The sequence below is a fragment of the Streptomyces sp. NPDC054813 genome, assembly GCF_053611365.1.
Genome location: NZ_JBSHAF010000057.1, coordinates 1 through 14,725, shown reverse-complemented (window position 1 = coordinate 14,725; position 14,725 = coordinate 1). Strand labels below are relative to the sequence as shown.

At 71.5% G+C, this 14,725-nt stretch carries 11 protein-coding genes; 2 read left to right on the top strand and 9 right to left on the bottom strand.

What is annotated here, in order from left to right:
- Positions 1-219, top strand: a 219-nt coding sequence (locus tag ACWGJB_RS49310) for a sigma-70 family RNA polymerase sigma factor (protein WP_453386557.1), incomplete at its 5' end; no start/stop codon positions are given.
- A gap of 7 nt (positions 220-226) precedes the next feature.
- Here ACWGJB_RS49310 and ACWGJB_RS49305 read toward each other — a convergent pair.
- Together ACWGJB_RS49305 and ACWGJB_RS49300 are read right to left on the bottom strand one after the other, a co-directional pair.
- Complete coding sequence (locus ACWGJB_RS49305; protein ID WP_453386556.1) at positions 227-2,476, bottom strand: FUSC family protein; 2,250 nt, start codon at positions 2,474-2,476, stop codon at positions 227-229.
- 16 nt (positions 2,477-2,492) lie between these two features.
- Entirely contained in the window at positions 2,493-3,869 is a 1,377-nt protein-coding gene (locus tag ACWGJB_RS49300) for an NAD(P)/FAD-dependent oxidoreductase (RefSeq protein WP_453386555.1), read from the bottom strand.
- Positions 3,870-4,116: 247 nt separating this feature from the next.
- Here ACWGJB_RS49300 and ACWGJB_RS49295 point away from each other — a divergent pair, with 247 nt between their 5' ends.
- Positions 4,117-4,926: a methyltransferase domain-containing protein gene (locus ACWGJB_RS49295; RefSeq protein WP_453386554.1), complete on the top strand. Its 810-nt coding sequence runs from the start codon at positions 4,117-4,119 to the stop codon at positions 4,924-4,926.
- A 37-nt stretch (positions 4,927-4,963) separates the two neighbouring features.
- On the opposite strand, the gene ACWGJB_RS49290 is transcribed toward ACWGJB_RS49295, so the two are convergent.
- From ACWGJB_RS49290 to ACWGJB_RS49260, 7 genes are all read right to left on the bottom strand, one after another.
- Positions 4,964-5,401 carry an ATP-binding protein gene (locus tag ACWGJB_RS49290; protein WP_453386553.1) on the bottom strand — a complete coding sequence of 146 codons (438 nt, stop codon included), beginning with the start codon at positions 5,399-5,401 and terminating at the stop codon, positions 4,964-4,966.
- A 101-nt stretch (positions 5,402-5,502) separates the two neighbouring features.
- Complete coding sequence (locus ACWGJB_RS49285; protein ID WP_453386552.1) at positions 5,503-7,407, bottom strand: AMP-dependent synthetase/ligase; 1,905 nt, start codon at positions 7,405-7,407, stop codon at positions 5,503-5,505.
- 153 nt (positions 7,408-7,560) lie between these two features.
- Positions 7,561-8,649 carry a glutamate--cysteine ligase 2 gene (locus ACWGJB_RS49280; RefSeq protein ID WP_453386558.1) on the bottom strand — a complete coding sequence of 363 codons (1,089 nt, stop codon included), beginning with the start codon at positions 8,647-8,649 and terminating at the stop codon, positions 7,561-7,563.
- Positions 8,650-8,755: 106 nt separating this feature from the next.
- Positions 8,756-10,969, bottom strand: coding sequence for a 1,4-alpha-glucan branching enzyme (gene glgB, locus ACWGJB_RS49275; RefSeq protein WP_453386551.1), 2,214 nt, complete (start codon positions 10,967-10,969; stop codon positions 8,756-8,758).
- Positions 10,970-10,973: 4 nt separating this feature from the next.
- A complete protein-coding gene (locus ACWGJB_RS49270; protein WP_453386550.1) occupies positions 10,974-12,332 on the bottom strand; it encodes a maltokinase N-terminal cap-like domain-containing protein in 1,359 nt (452 codons plus the stop codon).
- Between the two features lie 31 nt (positions 12,333-12,363).
- On the bottom strand, positions 12,364-14,082 hold the full coding sequence (gene treS, locus ACWGJB_RS49265; protein ID WP_453386549.1) for a maltose alpha-D-glucosyltransferase: 1,719 nt from the start codon (positions 14,080-14,082) through the stop codon (positions 12,364-12,366).
- A partial coding sequence (locus ACWGJB_RS49260; RefSeq protein WP_453386548.1) for an alpha-glucosidase C-terminal domain-containing protein occupies positions 14,079-14,725 on the bottom strand: 647 nt, incomplete at its 5' end. The genes ACWGJB_RS49260 and treS, both read right to left, overlap by 4 nt.

Here is a 14,725-nt window from a genome sequence, read left to right as displayed (position 1 = left end):
ACCGACGGCTCCTACGACACCGTCGTCGACCGGGAAGCAGCCAAGGAAGGACTGCGCCGGCTGCCCGAACGCGAACGCGCCATCCTCTACATGCGTTTCTTCGAAGACATGACGCAGAGCCGGATCGCCGAAAGCCTGGGCATCTCCCAGATGCACGTCTCCCGTCTCATCAGCCGCAGCTGCGCCCGCGTCCGGAACGAAGCCCTCGGCGGGCAGTGACCCCCCGTCAGGCGGCCTGCGCCCGGACCGGCACCTTCAGCGGTCGGGCCAGGCCCGTCACCGCCTCGTCGAGGCGTTGCAGATGCCGCAGCACGCGGTCGGTCACCCGACCGTAGCGCGGAGCGCGCAGGGTGCCCGGCTCCAGCATCGCCGCGATGCTGGGGCCGGTCTCGATCTCGCGTGCGGGCCGCCGGTCGTCGACCTGGGCGGCGATCGCCTCGATGTTGTGCACGATCCGCTGCCCCGCCCCCCGCAGCCGGGGATCCGCCGCGATCGACGGATGGGTGGGCAGCAACTCGGCCGTCGCCGCGAGCGACCGCGCGTGATAGGCGCACGTCTCGAGGAGCGCCACCACATAGCGGGCGGTGTCCCGGCGGGACCGCAGCGGGGTGATCGGATGCGTCAACGGCTGTACCGCCGCCCGCAGATCGGCCAGTGCCTGGTCCAGGTCGCGGGCCTTCTCCACCAGGTCGGCCGGCGGCGCCCCGCTCAACTGGTCGGCGGCGGCCCGGGTCACGTCGGCCAGCCGGTCCAGGGTGGTGACGAGCAGTTCGTCGGTACGGCGGTCGGTGTGCACCGGCAGCACCACCGCCGCCGCGATCACCCCGCACACCGCGCCGAGCGCCGTCTCCCCGATCCGCAGCACCAGGACGTCCAGGCTGTAGGTGTTGAGCAGCGTGTACAGCAGGCCCAGCATCGCCGTCACGAAGAACGACATCAGGGTGTACGACAGCGGCGCCGAGTAGAACATCGCGAAGACGAACAGCAGCACCAGCCCGAACGCCGTCCAGGTGTGGTGCCCGACCAGCCCCGCCAGCCCGATGCCGGCCACCACGCCGAGGACCGTGCCCAGCAGCCGCCGGTAGCCCTTCACCAGGATCTCGCCGGTGGACGCGGTGTTGAGGAAAACGATCCAGCAGGTCAGCACCGCCCAGTACCAGCGCTGGGCGGACAGGAACTCGCCGCCCACGATGGCCAGCGACGACCCGACGGCAACCTGAACCGCCGCCCGCGTGGTGGGCCGGCGCAGTCCGGTGGCCTCCTCGGTCTCGCCTTCGTCCTCCTCGGCGACCTCGATGGCCGCGTCCTCGGCGTCCAGTTCCTCACGGGACCTGGAGGTGGCCGGGGTGTCGTCGGACTCGTCCTGCGGCCCGTCCAAAGCGATCCGCAGCCCCATGACCGCCCGGGCGGCCTCGCCGACCCCCCGGAAGACGTCCTGGACGGCAGGGTCGGCGGGCGGCAGGTTCTCCTCCTCGCGGTAGCCGAGCAGCCGGTTGCGCAGCCGGGACAGCGCGGTCCCCGGCTGGGGCCCGACCGGCCGGAGCACCAGCAGTCGCAGCGCCTCCAGGTCCAGGCGCAGCTGATCCAGCGCCTCGTCCCGGGCCGGCAGCGGCGCCGCGGAGGTCAGGTGGGCACCCGGCAGATGCAGGGTGAGGGTGTCCGCCCGCCGGGCGCTGCGCGCGGTGAGCAGCATCAGCCCGAGCCGCTCGGCGGCGATCTCGGCGTCCGCGATCCGCCGCTGCACCAGCCTGGCCACCGCCTCGTCGGAGGTGCCGTCCGGAAGCCGCCCCTGGATCAGCAGCGCCGTCTCGTGCAGCCGGGCGGTCCTGACCCGGACCTCCTCCACCGCCTTGTCCAGCTCGTCCGGCCCGGCGTCGAGCAACTCCGCCTGGGCGGCCACCAGCTGGGCGAAACGGCCCCGGAAGGCCCGCCGCAGCCGGCCGAGGATGCCCGCCGGCGTCTGCGGTACCAGCACGAAGCGGGCCAGGGCCGCGCTGCCGAAGGCGACCGCGATCACGACGTACAGGCCCGGCAGTACGGGCACGGTCGCGCGCACGAACAGCGAGGCGAAGTAGATCTGGAAGCCGATCAGCCCCAGCGCGGTGCCCCGGTCGCCGAACCGCCGGCTGTAGACCGCGCAGAAGATGAGCGCCACGAAGAACAGGTCACCGATCACGACCCGCTGGTTGAGGAGCGCGCCCAGGGACATCGAGACCAGCGCCACCGGCAGGCCCAGGGCGAGCGTGACGGCCTGCTGGGAGCGCCCCTTCTCACGGATCGCGAAGGTGGCGACCATCGCCGCGATGGCCCCCGCCACCAGATGGGACACGTCGAGCCGCAGGGCCGCCAGGACGGCGAGCGTGAGCGCGATGGCAAGGACCGTCCGCAGGCCGGCGGTGAAACGGAGCAGCCCGGGGTCGGCCGCCGAGAGCCGCCCCCGGACCTCTGCCCACACCGACCGCCCCGCTGTGCTCACTTGGCCGCGCTCTGCGTCAGACCGTGGCTTCGCCGGTGCCCTCGGCACGGGCCCGGACCTGCTCCGGGGTCAGATAGGTGTTCGTGTACTCGAAGTCCTTGAGCGTGGCGGGCTTGCGGGACTGGAAGCCGGTACGGACGAAATCGTCGCCGGCCACCGCGTTCAGCAGCCAGTTGGTCGCCACCCGGGTCTTGGCCACGTTGGTGCGCAGCGCCGACCAGTGGTACCCGCGGGCCACCGCCTGGGCGGGCAGCCCGCGCAGTTCGATGCCCAGTGGCTTGGAGACCGCGTCCTTGCCGCCGAGGTCCACCACGAGCCCCAGGTCCTTGTGCACATACGGGTGCAGCGGCTGGTTGCGCAGGGTCGCGATCACGTTGTCGGCGACCACCTTGCCCTGCCGCATGGCATGCTGCGCGGTCGGCGGGCAGACCGCGCCCGCCTCGTCCTTCGCCTTGTCCGGCACGGCGGCCGCGTCGCCGAGCGCGAACACCCCGTCGTGGCCCGGCAGGGTCATCTCGGCGTCGACCGCGAGCCGCCCCCGGACCGTCTCCGCGCCCAGGGTGGCGATCAGCGGGCTGGCGACCACACCGGCCGTCCAGATCAGGGTGTGGGTGGGCACCACCCGGCCGTCGGTGAAGGTGACCTCCTCCGGGCCCGCCTTCTCGATCGACACCCCGAGGGAGACCTCGATGCCGCGGCGGCTCAGGATCTCCTGGGCGCTGCGGCCGAGCTTGTCGCCCAGCTCCGGCATCAGCTTCGGCGCGATGTCGATCAGATGCCACTTGATCAGCTTCGGGTCCAGGTTCGGATAGCGGTGCAGCGCGGCGTGCGTGAGCCGCTGCAGACAGGCCGCGGTCTCGGTGCCCGCGTATCCGCCGCCGACCACCACGAACTGCAGCCGCGCGGCCCGCTCCACGGGGTTGTCGCTGGCGTCGGCCAGGTCGAGCTGGGAGATGACGTGGTCACGGATGTAGGCGGCCTCGGCCAGCGTCTTCATGCCGAAGGCGTGCTCCGTCAGACCCGGGATGTCGAAGGTGCGGGTGACGCTGCCCGGAGCCAGCACGATGTAGTCGTACCGCTCGTTCACCAGCTGGTCGGTGATGGTGCGGACCACGCACACCTTGGACTTGAGGTCCACGCCGATCGCGCCGCCCGGGATGATCCGGGTGCGGTACTTCTTGCTGCGGCGCAGCGAGACGGCGATCGACTGGGGCGTCAGCACACCCGAGGCGACCTGCGGCAGCAGGGGCAGGTAGAGCTGGTAGGCGAAGGGCGCCACCAGGGTGACGTCGGCCTCGTCGGGGGCGAGTTTCCGCTCCAGGCGGCGGACGCATTCCACTCCGGCGAAGCCTGCGCCCACCACCAGGATCCTGGGTCGTGTCACGGTGTCCATCCCTTTCCGCTGCTCCAGGGGCCCGGGTCACGCCGTACGCAAGCCCTGGAACGCTTGCTTCGCACCAGTTCGATCCCACCGTGCCCGACGCCGTTCCGCCAGCCGGGCGGTGCAGGCAGACGAACGCGTGGGCTCCAGCATGCCCCTCGATCAAGAGGAGTAACCGGCTGTCGCACGGATATGCGTCGGACTTCCGTCCGGTGCAAGGTCGTCCACGACGATCACGTACGCCAGTAGAGTGCCCGCCATGGCGCAGATCCAGCCCGGAACGGGCTTCCAGCAGCGGCACATCGACCCCGACCGCGTGGCCCCGCTGGTAGGCGCCCTGGACTCCCAGGACGCCAATCCGGGCGTACGGCGGCTGCGCGCCTGGGCCGAGGAGGCGCTGGCGGTACGGCCCGGTGAGCGGGTCCTCGACGTCGGCTCCGGTACCGGCTCGCAGACCCGGACGCTGGCCGCCGCCGTGGGCCCGGACGGGGTCGCGATCGGCGTCGAGCCCAACCCGAGTCTGCGGGCGGTCGCCGAGGAGCGGTCCCCGGGCAGCCGGGTCCGTTTCGTGCACGGCGAGGCGGCCGCGCTGCCGGTGCCCGACGGCTCGATGGACCTGGTGTGGTGCGAGCGGGTGCTCCAGCACATCGCCGACCCCGACCGGGCCGTCGCCGAGATGGCCCGGGTGCTGCGTCCCGGCGGCCGGGTTGCCCTGCTGGACACCGACTGGGGGACCACCCTCCTGCACCCCGGCGACCCGGCGGTCGTGCAGGCGCTGATGGCGGTCGCTCTCAACGGCGCCAACCCCTATGCCGGGCGCCGTCTGGTCGGCCAGCTCAGCGCGGCCGGGTTCGTGGTGGAGGACCGCGGCTCGCAGGCCCTGCTCCAGGACCACCGCACGGTCGCCTGGCCGCTGATCCGCATGCTCGGCGAGTCCGCCGTGCGCACCGGCGCCCTCACCGAGGAACAGCGGGACACCCTGTACGCCGACCTCGCCGACGCCGCCGAGCAGGGGGCGCTGCACATGTCGGTGACGATGTTCGGGGTGGTCGCCCACCGCCCCGAGTGACCGCCCCCGCCGCTCAACGAGGACCGTGGCCCGCCGCTCACCAGGGCAGGAAGACGTGAATGTCCTTGCCGGTCTCGGTGACGACCACGCTGACCTGGTCGCACAGGGTGTGCAGCAGGTGCCAGCCGACTCCGCCCCCGCCGTCGCGCGGATGGAAGGGGCGCGGCTCGGGCTGGACCTGGCTGGTGTCGTGCATGGTGATGTGGACATTACCGTCGTACGTGCGCCGCATCCGCAGCTGGAAGGGCCCCGGCGCGTACTGGACGACATTGGCGGCCAGCTCCGTCACCACCAGCAGGATGTCGTCCCAGCACTCGGGGTCGGTGGGCGGCGAGATGCGGGAGAGATCGGCGAGGTAGCCGTCCGCGGCCAGCCGGGCGCCGGTGACATTGCGCAGCTCGCCCGGGAAGGAGACCGTGCGTTCGGGGGTCTCCTCCGTGGAGCGTCCGCGCTGGCGCCGTGGCCCGGTCGACATGTCGTCTCTCCCGGCCCCGGGGGATCTCAGGGCCGTGCTCGCTGTCGGATCTCTCCCCTCGCGGCGAGTTCCCACTGCCGCACCGGCTAAGCGTGCCGTACTCAGCGGAACACGTCGTCCGAGTCCTCCCAGTCGGCCGGCTCCGCCGTGCCCGGCCGGCGTACGGCGCGCGAGCGGGCCTGGTACATGGCGTCGATCTCGGCCGCGTAGTGGCGCGCTATGGCGTCCCGGCGCAGCTTCATCGACGGCGTGAGCATGCCGTTGCCCGGGGCGAACGGTTCCTGGAGCACCCGGTAGACCCGGATCGACTCGGAGCGGGAGACCGCGCTGTTGGCGGACGCGATGGCGCGGGCGATCTCCTCGCGCAGCGCGTTCTCCTCGCGCGCCTCCCGCCCGGGCGAGTCGCCCGGCAGCGACAGGGCACCGCGCCAGTGCGCCAGGAAATCCGGGTCCAGGGTGATCAGCGCGCCCACACAGGGCCGGTCGTCGCCGACGATCACCGCCTGGTGCACCAGCGGGTTCATCCGCAGCCGCTGCTCCAGCGGGGCCGGGGCCACGCTCTTGCCGCTGCTGGTGATGATGATGTCCTTCTTGCGGCCCGTGATGGTCAGATAGCCCTCGGAGTCGAGCCGTCCGATGTCGCCGGTGGCCAGCCAGCCGCCGCGCAGTGCCGCCCGGGTCGCGTAGTCGTCACCGACGTACCCCTGGAACACGGACGGCCCGCGGACCAGGATCTCGCCGTCGTCGGCGACCTGGATCTGGGTGCCCGGCAGGGCCTGGCCGACCGTACCGGACTTCTCACGGCCCAGCGGCTGCATGGTGATCCCGCCGCTGGACTCGGTCAGCCCGTAGCCGTCGTGCACGGGAAGGCCGATGCCCTCGTAGAACAGGATGAGTTCGCGGCTGAGCGAGGAGCCGCCGGACGTGGCCCGCAGCACCCGCCCGCCCAGCACGGACCGCAGCTTGCGGTACACCGTCCGCTCGTACAGGGCGTGCTGGAGCCGCAGGTCGAATCCCGGCCCCGCTCCGGTGCCCAGCCGCTGCCGTTCCTGGGCGGCGGCGAAGTCCCGTGCGGTCTCGATGGCGCGCTCGAACAGGGCGCCCCGGCCGTGCTGGTGGGCGGTGCGCAGGAACGTCTTGTAGAGCTTCTCCAGAACCGACGGCACGGCGTACAGATAGGTCGGCCGGAAGCTGCGCAGCGCCGACGCCAGCGCGGTCTCCGTCATCTCCGGCTCGTGGCCCATCAGGATCCCGCCGCGCAGGCAGATGACCATCACCATCAGCCCGTACACGTGCGAGAACGGCAAGTAGGCGAGAACGGAGGCCTGTTCGCCCGGACGGGCGGCGGTGTGCCCCCAGCCCGCGAGCAGGGTGTCGCACGGGTACGCCAGGCTGCGGTGGCTCAGCGCGCAGCCGAGCGGACGGCCCGAGGTGCCGGAGGTGTAGGTGATCGCCGCCGTGGAGTCCGGCATCACGATCCGGCGCAGCGACTCCACCGTGGTCAGCGGGACGAACACGCCCCGCTGCACCAGCTGGGGCAGCGCCCCCGCGTCCAGCTGCCAGACGTGCTTGAGCCCGGGCAGCCCCTCGCACACCGTGCCGACGGTCATCACCGCCTGCTCGTCCTCGACCACCACGGCCACGCAGCGGGCGTCCCGCAGGATCCACTCGACCTGGTCACGGGCGGCCGTCGGATGGATCGGCACCACCTCCGCGCCCACCGACCACAGCCCGAGGCAGAACACCGTCCACTCGTAGCGCGTCCGCGCCATCACGGCCACCCGATGCCCGGGCGAGATACCCGACGCGATCAGACCCTTGGCCAGGTCGACCACTTCGTCACGCAGTTCGACCGCGCTGATCTCCTCCCAGGCCGCGGCGGCGGCGTCGGGCCGGCGCGCCAGCACCGGCAGGGTCGGGTTCCGGTCCGCCGTCTCGAAGATGCTGTCGGCGAGCCCGCCGGTCAGGGTCGAAGCGGTAGTCGGAGCGAGGGCGTAGTCGCGCATGCGCTGCTCCTGGTTGTACGGAGGGTGACCCTCCCGATCGGTACTGTTGTCGACGCGGGTCGAATCTAGCCCAGGGGAGGGCGGCCCGTGTCAGGAACGGTCAACTCGTTTCCCCCAGATGACAGGAGGGATGACAGGAGGGATGACAAGAGGTCAGCCCTGGGTGCGGCGCACGCACTCGACGACGACGTCCCGCAGGCTCCCCGTACGCTCCAGCAGCGCCCGTTGCTCGCCGGCTCCGGTGCCCCTGTACAGCAGCTGTGCGACGCCCTCCTCGACGCCGCTCGTGTCACCGCTGCCGGCGAGCGCGTCCGCGGTGTGCGCCAACAGCGCGCGCACCACCTCGGCGGCGGGCCGGGGCCGCATGGTTGCCGGATCGAGCAGCTCCTGGTCCAGGCCGGAGCGGGCGGCCTGCCAGGAGGCCAGCCGGAGCATGCTCACACTGTGGTCGAGCGGCGGCCGGCCGGCCCGCCAGTCGCGGGCGGCCGTCTCCACCAGGGCGCGGGCCAGGGTGGCGACGAGGACGGTGGTGTCCGCCCGCAGGCACACGTCGGCCACCCGGATCTCCACCGTCGGGTAGTGCACGGCCAGCCGGGCGTCGAAGTACACCATCCCCGCGTCGAGGATGACCCCGCTGGCCACCATGTCCGCGACCCGTTGCCGGTACCCCTCGGCCGAGCCGAACAGCTCGGTCGGCCCCGCCGACGGGCCGCGCGCCCACAGCCGGCTGCGGAAACTGGCGTAACCGGAGTCCCGGCCCTGCCAGAACGGCGAGTTGGCGCTCAGCGCGCGCAGCACCGGAAGCCACGGCCGCAGCCGGTCCAGGACGGCGACCCCCTCCTCGTCGGACTCCACCGACACATGCACATGGCAGCCACAGACGAACTGGTCCAGCGTGGCGCTGCCGAACCGCCCGGCCATCCACCTGTACCGCTCGTGCGCGCTGAGCGCGGGCGTGACCGGCAGCGGGCAGGTGGCGAGCGCCGCCACCGCGCAGCCGATCTCGCCGGCGAGCCGGGCCGCCTCCTTGCGGCAGCGCGCGATCTCGGCGCCGAGGTCCGCCATGCGCAGCTGCGGACTGGTGGCCAGCTCCAGCATCTGCCCGAACAGTTCCTTCTGGAACACGGCCTGCCCGGGATCGTCCAACGCGGCACGGTCGAGGACGGCGGCCGACTGGGGCATCGGCTCCCCGCTGTCCGGGTGGACCAGCAGAAGTTCTTCCTCCACTCCGACGGTACGCAGCACCGAGGACCGCCCTCCGGCCGGGCCGCGACCGGGCGCGGCGGGGTCTTTCATCCCGAACTGCCCCGGCCCGGCCGCCCGGACACGTGACGGCGTCCTCGGCGGCCTACGGGGCGACGGGCTCCAGCCACACCGTGCCGAGCGGCGGCAGCGTCAGCCGCACAGCGCCCTCGTCGGCCAGCAGCGGCCCCCGGCTGACGACGTCCCCGCCGCCGTACCGCGCGCTGTCGGTGTTGAGGATCTCGCGCCAGACGGCGGCGCTCCCGGGCACGCTCAGCCGGTAGTCGGGACGGACCACGGGGGAGAGGTTGGACACCGCCAGCAGCGGCCGGGCCTCGGCGTCGTACCTCAGGAAGGCGAAGACGTTGTCCTCGGCCGCGTCCCCCAGGACCCATTGGAAACCCGCCGGATCGGTGTCCCGCTGCCACAGGGCAGGGTGCGTGCGGTACACGGAATTGAGATCGCGGACCAGATCCCGGACACCCCGGTGATCGGCCTCGGCGCCGTACTCCGGGTCGAGCAGCCACCAGTCCGGGCCGTGGGCCTCGGACCACTCGCCGCCCTGGGCGAACTCCTGCCCCATGAAGAGCAGCTGTTTGCCGGGATGGGCCCACATGAAGCCCAGATAGGCGCGGTGATTGGCGCGTTGCTGCCACCAGTCGCCGGGCATCTTCGACACCAGGGCCTGCTTCCCGTGCACGACTTCGTCGTGGGAGATGGGCAGCACGTAGTTCTCGCTGTACGCGTACACCATCGAGAAGGTCATCTCGTCGTGGTGGTACTTGCGGTGGACCGGCTCGTGCCGGATGTACTCCAGCGAGTCGTGCATCCAGCCCATGTTCCACTTCAGCCCGAACCCCAGCCCGCCGCTGTCGGTCGGCCGGGTCACCCCGTCCCACGCGGTGGACTCCTCGGCGATGGTCACCACGCCCGGCGCCCGCCGGTACACGGTCGCGTTCATCTCCTGGAGGAATGCCACCGCGGCCAGGTCCTCACGCCCGCCGAACACGTTCGGCGTCCACTGGCCGGAGTCCCGCGAGTAGTCGAGGTAGAGCATCGAGGCGACCGCGTCCACCCGCAGCCCGTCGATGTGGAACTCCTCGCACCAGTACACCGCGTTGGCGACCAGGAAGTTGCGCACCTCGACCCGGCCCAGGTCGAACTCGTAGGTCCCCCAGTCCGGATGCTCGGCCCGCCGCTCGTCCCCGGGTTCGTACAGCGGGTCCCCGTCGAAGCGGGCCAGCGCCCAGTCGTCCTTGGGGAAGTGGGCCGGCACCCAGTCCATGATCACGCCGATCCCAGCCCGGTGCAGGGCGTCGATCAGGTACTTGAAGTCGTCGGGGGTGCCGAGCCGCGAGGTCGGTGCGTAGAAGCCGGTGACCTGGTAGCCCCAGGAGCCGCCGAAGGGGTGCTCGGCGACCGGCATGAACTCGACGTGGGTGAAGCCCAGGTCGTTGACGTACGCGGGGAGTTCCTCGGCCAGCTGCCGGTAGGTCGATCCCGGCCGCCAGGACGGCAGATGCACCTCGTACACCGAGAACGGGGCCTCGTGCACCGGCGTGTCGCCCCGGTGCGCCATCCACTCCGCGTCGCTCCACTCGTGGCGGGAGACCGCCACGATCGACGCGGTCGCGGGCGGCACCTCGGTACGGCGGGCCATCGGGTCGGCCTTGAGGAACCGGCCGCCGTACCGGGAGGTGATCTCGAACTTGTACCGGGCGCCCTCGCCGACACCCGGCAGGAACAGCTCCCACACCCCGGCCGCGCCCAGCGAGCGCATCGGGTACTGGGTGCCGTCCCAGCACGTGAAGTCCCCGGCCACCCGCACGCCTCGCGCGTTCGGCGCCCACACCGTGAACCGGGTACCGGTCACCCCCTGATGGGTCATCGGCTCGGCACCGAGCGCCTTCCACAGCTGCTCGTGGCGCCCCTCACGGATCAGATGCAGGTCGAACTCACCGAGCGCGGGCGGGAAGCGGTACGGGTCGTCCACCTCCTGCTCGCCGCCGTCGCCGTCCTCGTACGTGACGAGCAGCGTGTACGAGGGGACCTCGGCGTACGGGAGTACGGCCGCGAAGAACCCGTCGTCCTCCGGCGTCAGGGGGCTGCGCACCCCGTCGACGAGCACGCTCACCGCACGGGCGTGCGGGCGCAGCGCGCGGACGAGGGTGCCGCCGTCCACCGGATGGGCCCCGAGCAGGGCGTGCGGATCGTGGTGGGCGCCCGCCAGCAGACGCCCGCGGTCGTCGGCGTCCAACGGCGGGGCCGTGGGACGGGACGGGCCGGAGGACTCGGGAAGCGAAGAGTCGCGCAGTGCCATGAGGTCAGCCTCCCCAGCGGGCGAGCCGCTCGATCGCGGCCATCGGAACCGGAAGCCAGGCCGGCCGGTGCCGGGCTTCGTACACCACTTCGTACACCGCGCGATCCGTCTCGTGGGCGCGCAGCAACGCGTGCTTCTTCCGCGGGTCCCAGCCGGCGCGGGCAGCGTAACCCGCGCAGTAGGCCTCCCGGCAGCGGCGGGCCCACTCGGGGCGCCACGGGCGGCGCTGCCGGGCCGCGTAGTCGAAGGACCGCAGCATGCCGGCCACGTCCCGTACCGGGGACTGGGTGCTGCGCCGCTCCGCGAGCGGCCGGGAGGGTTCGCCCTCGAAGTCGATGACGAACCACTCGCGGTCCGCCCGCAGCACCTGCCCGAGATGCAGATCGCCGTGGATGCGCTGCGCGTGCGGTCCCGCGTCACAGGCGGCGAGCGTGTCGAAGGCGCCCCGCAGGCCCGGCACGTACGGCCGGAGGGCCGGCACCGCGTGCGCGGCCGCCTCCAGCCGCGCCGACATGGCCTCCGCGGTACGGCCGTGTTCGTCGTGGACGGCGGACGGGAAGGCGGCGGCGAGCGCGAGATGCACGTCCGCGGTGGCCCGGCCCAGCTCGTGTGCCTCGGTGGCGAAGTCGTCCCCGGCCGCGAGCGCGCGCAGGGCGAGGGTCCAGCCGTCGGCCGCGTCCGGCAGGAAGGGCTGCAGCACCCCGAGGGTCGCCGGGCTCGGTTCGGTGGTGCGGAACCAGGCCACCGGCGCGGGCACCCGCGCACAGCCCTGCGCGGCCAGCGCTCCGGGCACTTCCAGGTCCGGGTTGATGCCGGGCTGGATCCGCCGGAACACCTTGAGGATGAAGGAATCGCCGTACACCAGCGAGGAGTTGGACTGCTCCGCGGCCAGCAGCCGGGGCGCCAGTCCACCGGGTATCCGGGTCCGCGGGGCGGTCTCGAAGCGCAGCGGGCCGACCGTGCCGGGCATCCGCAGCCGCTCCAGCAGCAGTTCGGCGGCGCGCGGGTCCTGCAAGGCGTCGTACACCGCGAGTCCGGCCAGCGGGCCCTCCTCGGCGCGGCCGATGTACGCCCGCTCCAGCCGGGGCGTGCGCTGTTCGCGTACGCCGAGCAGGAGCTGGTAGCAGTCACCGGACGGGGCGCTGTCCCCGCCGGGGGAGTGGTCGGCGTGGACGAGCAGATGCAGACAGCCGGGGAAGAGCTCGGTCAGGGACAGTACGGAGAGATCCGTGACGGGCCGGTCCTTGCCCGCGAACCAGCGCTGCCGGGGCAGCCAGTCGCGCAGCAGCCCGCCGAGCGAGGCCAGCGGCCGGTCGAGGCCGGTGGTCGCCGTGCTCCGGGGGAGGTCAACGGTCTTCGTCATGGGGACGCGTCCTTTCCTCGGCTCCGCACGCTCAGCGCCGACGGCCGGTGCGGGAGGCGACTCGGGAGAGCCGGAACCAGTAGAAGCCGTGCCCCGCCAGGGTCAGCAGATACGGCAGCTCGCCGATGGCCGGGAAGCGCACCCCGCCGATCAGCTCGACCGGATGCCGGCCGTCGTAGACCCGCAGATCGAGTTCGGTGGGCTGGGCGAACCGGGAGAAGTTGTGCACGCACAGGACCAGGTCGTCCTCGTACTCCCGCAGGAACGCGATCACCGCCGGGTTCGAGGACTGCAACTCCGTGAACGTGCCCAGCCCGAACGCGGGGTTCTGCTTGCGGATCTCGATCATTCGGCGCGTCCAGTGCAGCAGCGAGGACGGCGAGGACATCGAGGCCTCGACGTTGGTGACCTGGTAGCCGTAGACCGGGTCCATGATGGTCGGCAGGTACAGGCGCCCCGGGTCGCAGGTCGAGAAGCCGGCGTTGCGGTCCGGCGTCCACTGCATGGGCGTGCGGACGGCGTCCCGGTCGCCGAGCCAGATGTTGTCGCCCATGCCGATCTCGTCGCCGTAGTAGAGGATCGGCGAGCCGGGCAGGGAGAGCAGCAGGGCGGTGAAGAGCTCGATCTGGTTGCGGTCGTTGTCGAGGAGTGTGGCGAGCCGCCGGCGGATGCCGATGTTGGCGCGCATACGCGGGTCTTTCGCGTACTCGGCCCACATGTAGTCGCGTTCCTCGTCGGTGACCATCTCGAGGGTGAGCTCGTCGTGGTTGCGCAGGAAGATGCCCCACTGGCAGCCGGAGGGGATGGCCGGTGTCTTGGCGAGGATCTCGGAGACGGGGTAGCGGGACTCCCGGCGCACCGCCATGAAGATCCGCGGCATCACCGGGAAGTGGAACGCCATGTGGCACTCGTCGCCGCCCTTTTCGTAGTCGCCGAAGTAGTCGACCACGTCCTCCGGCCACTGGTTCGCCTCCGCCAGCAGCACGGTGTCCGGATACATCGCGTCGATCTCGCGCCGGACCCGCCTCAGGAACTCGTGGGTGGGCGGCAGGTTCTCGCAGTTGGTGCCCTCTTCCGCGTACAGATACGGCACCGCGTCCAGCCGGAAGCCGTCGATGCCCAGGTCGAGCCAGAACCGCAGCGCGGCCAGGACCTCCTCCTGCACCGCCGGGTTCTCGTAGTTGAGGTCGGGCTGGTGCGAGAAGAAGCGATGGAAGTAGTACTGGCCGCGCACCGGGTCGAAGGTCCAGTTGGAGACCTCGGTGTCGACGAAGATGATCCGCGCGTCCTGGTACTGCTTGTCGTCGTCCGCCCACATGTAGAAGTCGCCGTACGGCCCGTCGGGGTTCGTCCGGGACTCCTGGAACCACGGGTGCTGGTCGCTGGTGTGGTTGACGACGAAGTCGATGATCACGCGCATGCCGCGCTGGTGGGCCGCGTCGACGAACTCCACGAAGTCGGCGAGGTCACCGAACTCGGGGAGTACCGCGGTGTAGTCGGAGACGTCGTAACCACCGTCCCGCAGCGGGGACTTGAAGAACGGGGGGAGCCAGAGGCAGTCGACGCCCAGCCACTGCAGATAGTCGAGCTTGGCGGTCAGGCCCCTCAGGTCGCCGATGCCGTCACCGTCGCTGTCCTGGAAGGAACGGACCAGGACCTCGTAGAAGACGGCGCGTTTGAACCACTCCGGGTCCCGGTCCTTGGCAGGCGTGTCCTCGAAGGTGTCCTGGACGGGATCGTTGACAGTCATGACGCGCTGGGCCCTCCGTTCGCTGGTGTCGGTCGCCCTACCTGGAACACATGCGCCGGCGCCCTGCCGGGTGTCAGGCGCACATAGTTGGTCCTGCCCCATGAGTAGGTCTCACCTGTCAGTTCGTCCCGCACGGACAGGGCGGAGTTGCTGTCCAGGCCGAGTTGCGGCATGTCCAACGAGACCGTGGCCTCCTGGGTGTGGTGCGGATCAAGGTTGACGACCACCAGGACCGTGTCCGTCCCGGTGCGCTTGCTGTACGCGATGACGGAGTCGTTGTCCGTGTGGTGGAAGCTCAGGTTGCGCAGCTGCTGGAGCGCGGGGTGCCGGCGTCGGACGGTGTTGAGGCGGGTGATGAGGGGTGCGATGCCCTCGGTGTCGGCGCGGGTCCAGTCGCGGGGTTTGAGCTGGTACTTCTCGGAGTCGAGGTATTCCTCGCCGCCTTCTTTGAGGGGGGTGTTCTCGCAGAGTTCGTAGCCGCTGTAGATGCCCCAGGTGGGGGAGAGGGTGGCGGCGAGGACGGCGCGGACCTCGAAGGCCGGGCGGTGGCCGTGCTGGAGGTAGGCGTGCAGGATGTCCGGGGTGTTGGCGAAGAAGTTCGGCCGCATCCAGGCGGCCGACTCGCCGGACAGCTCCGTCAGAT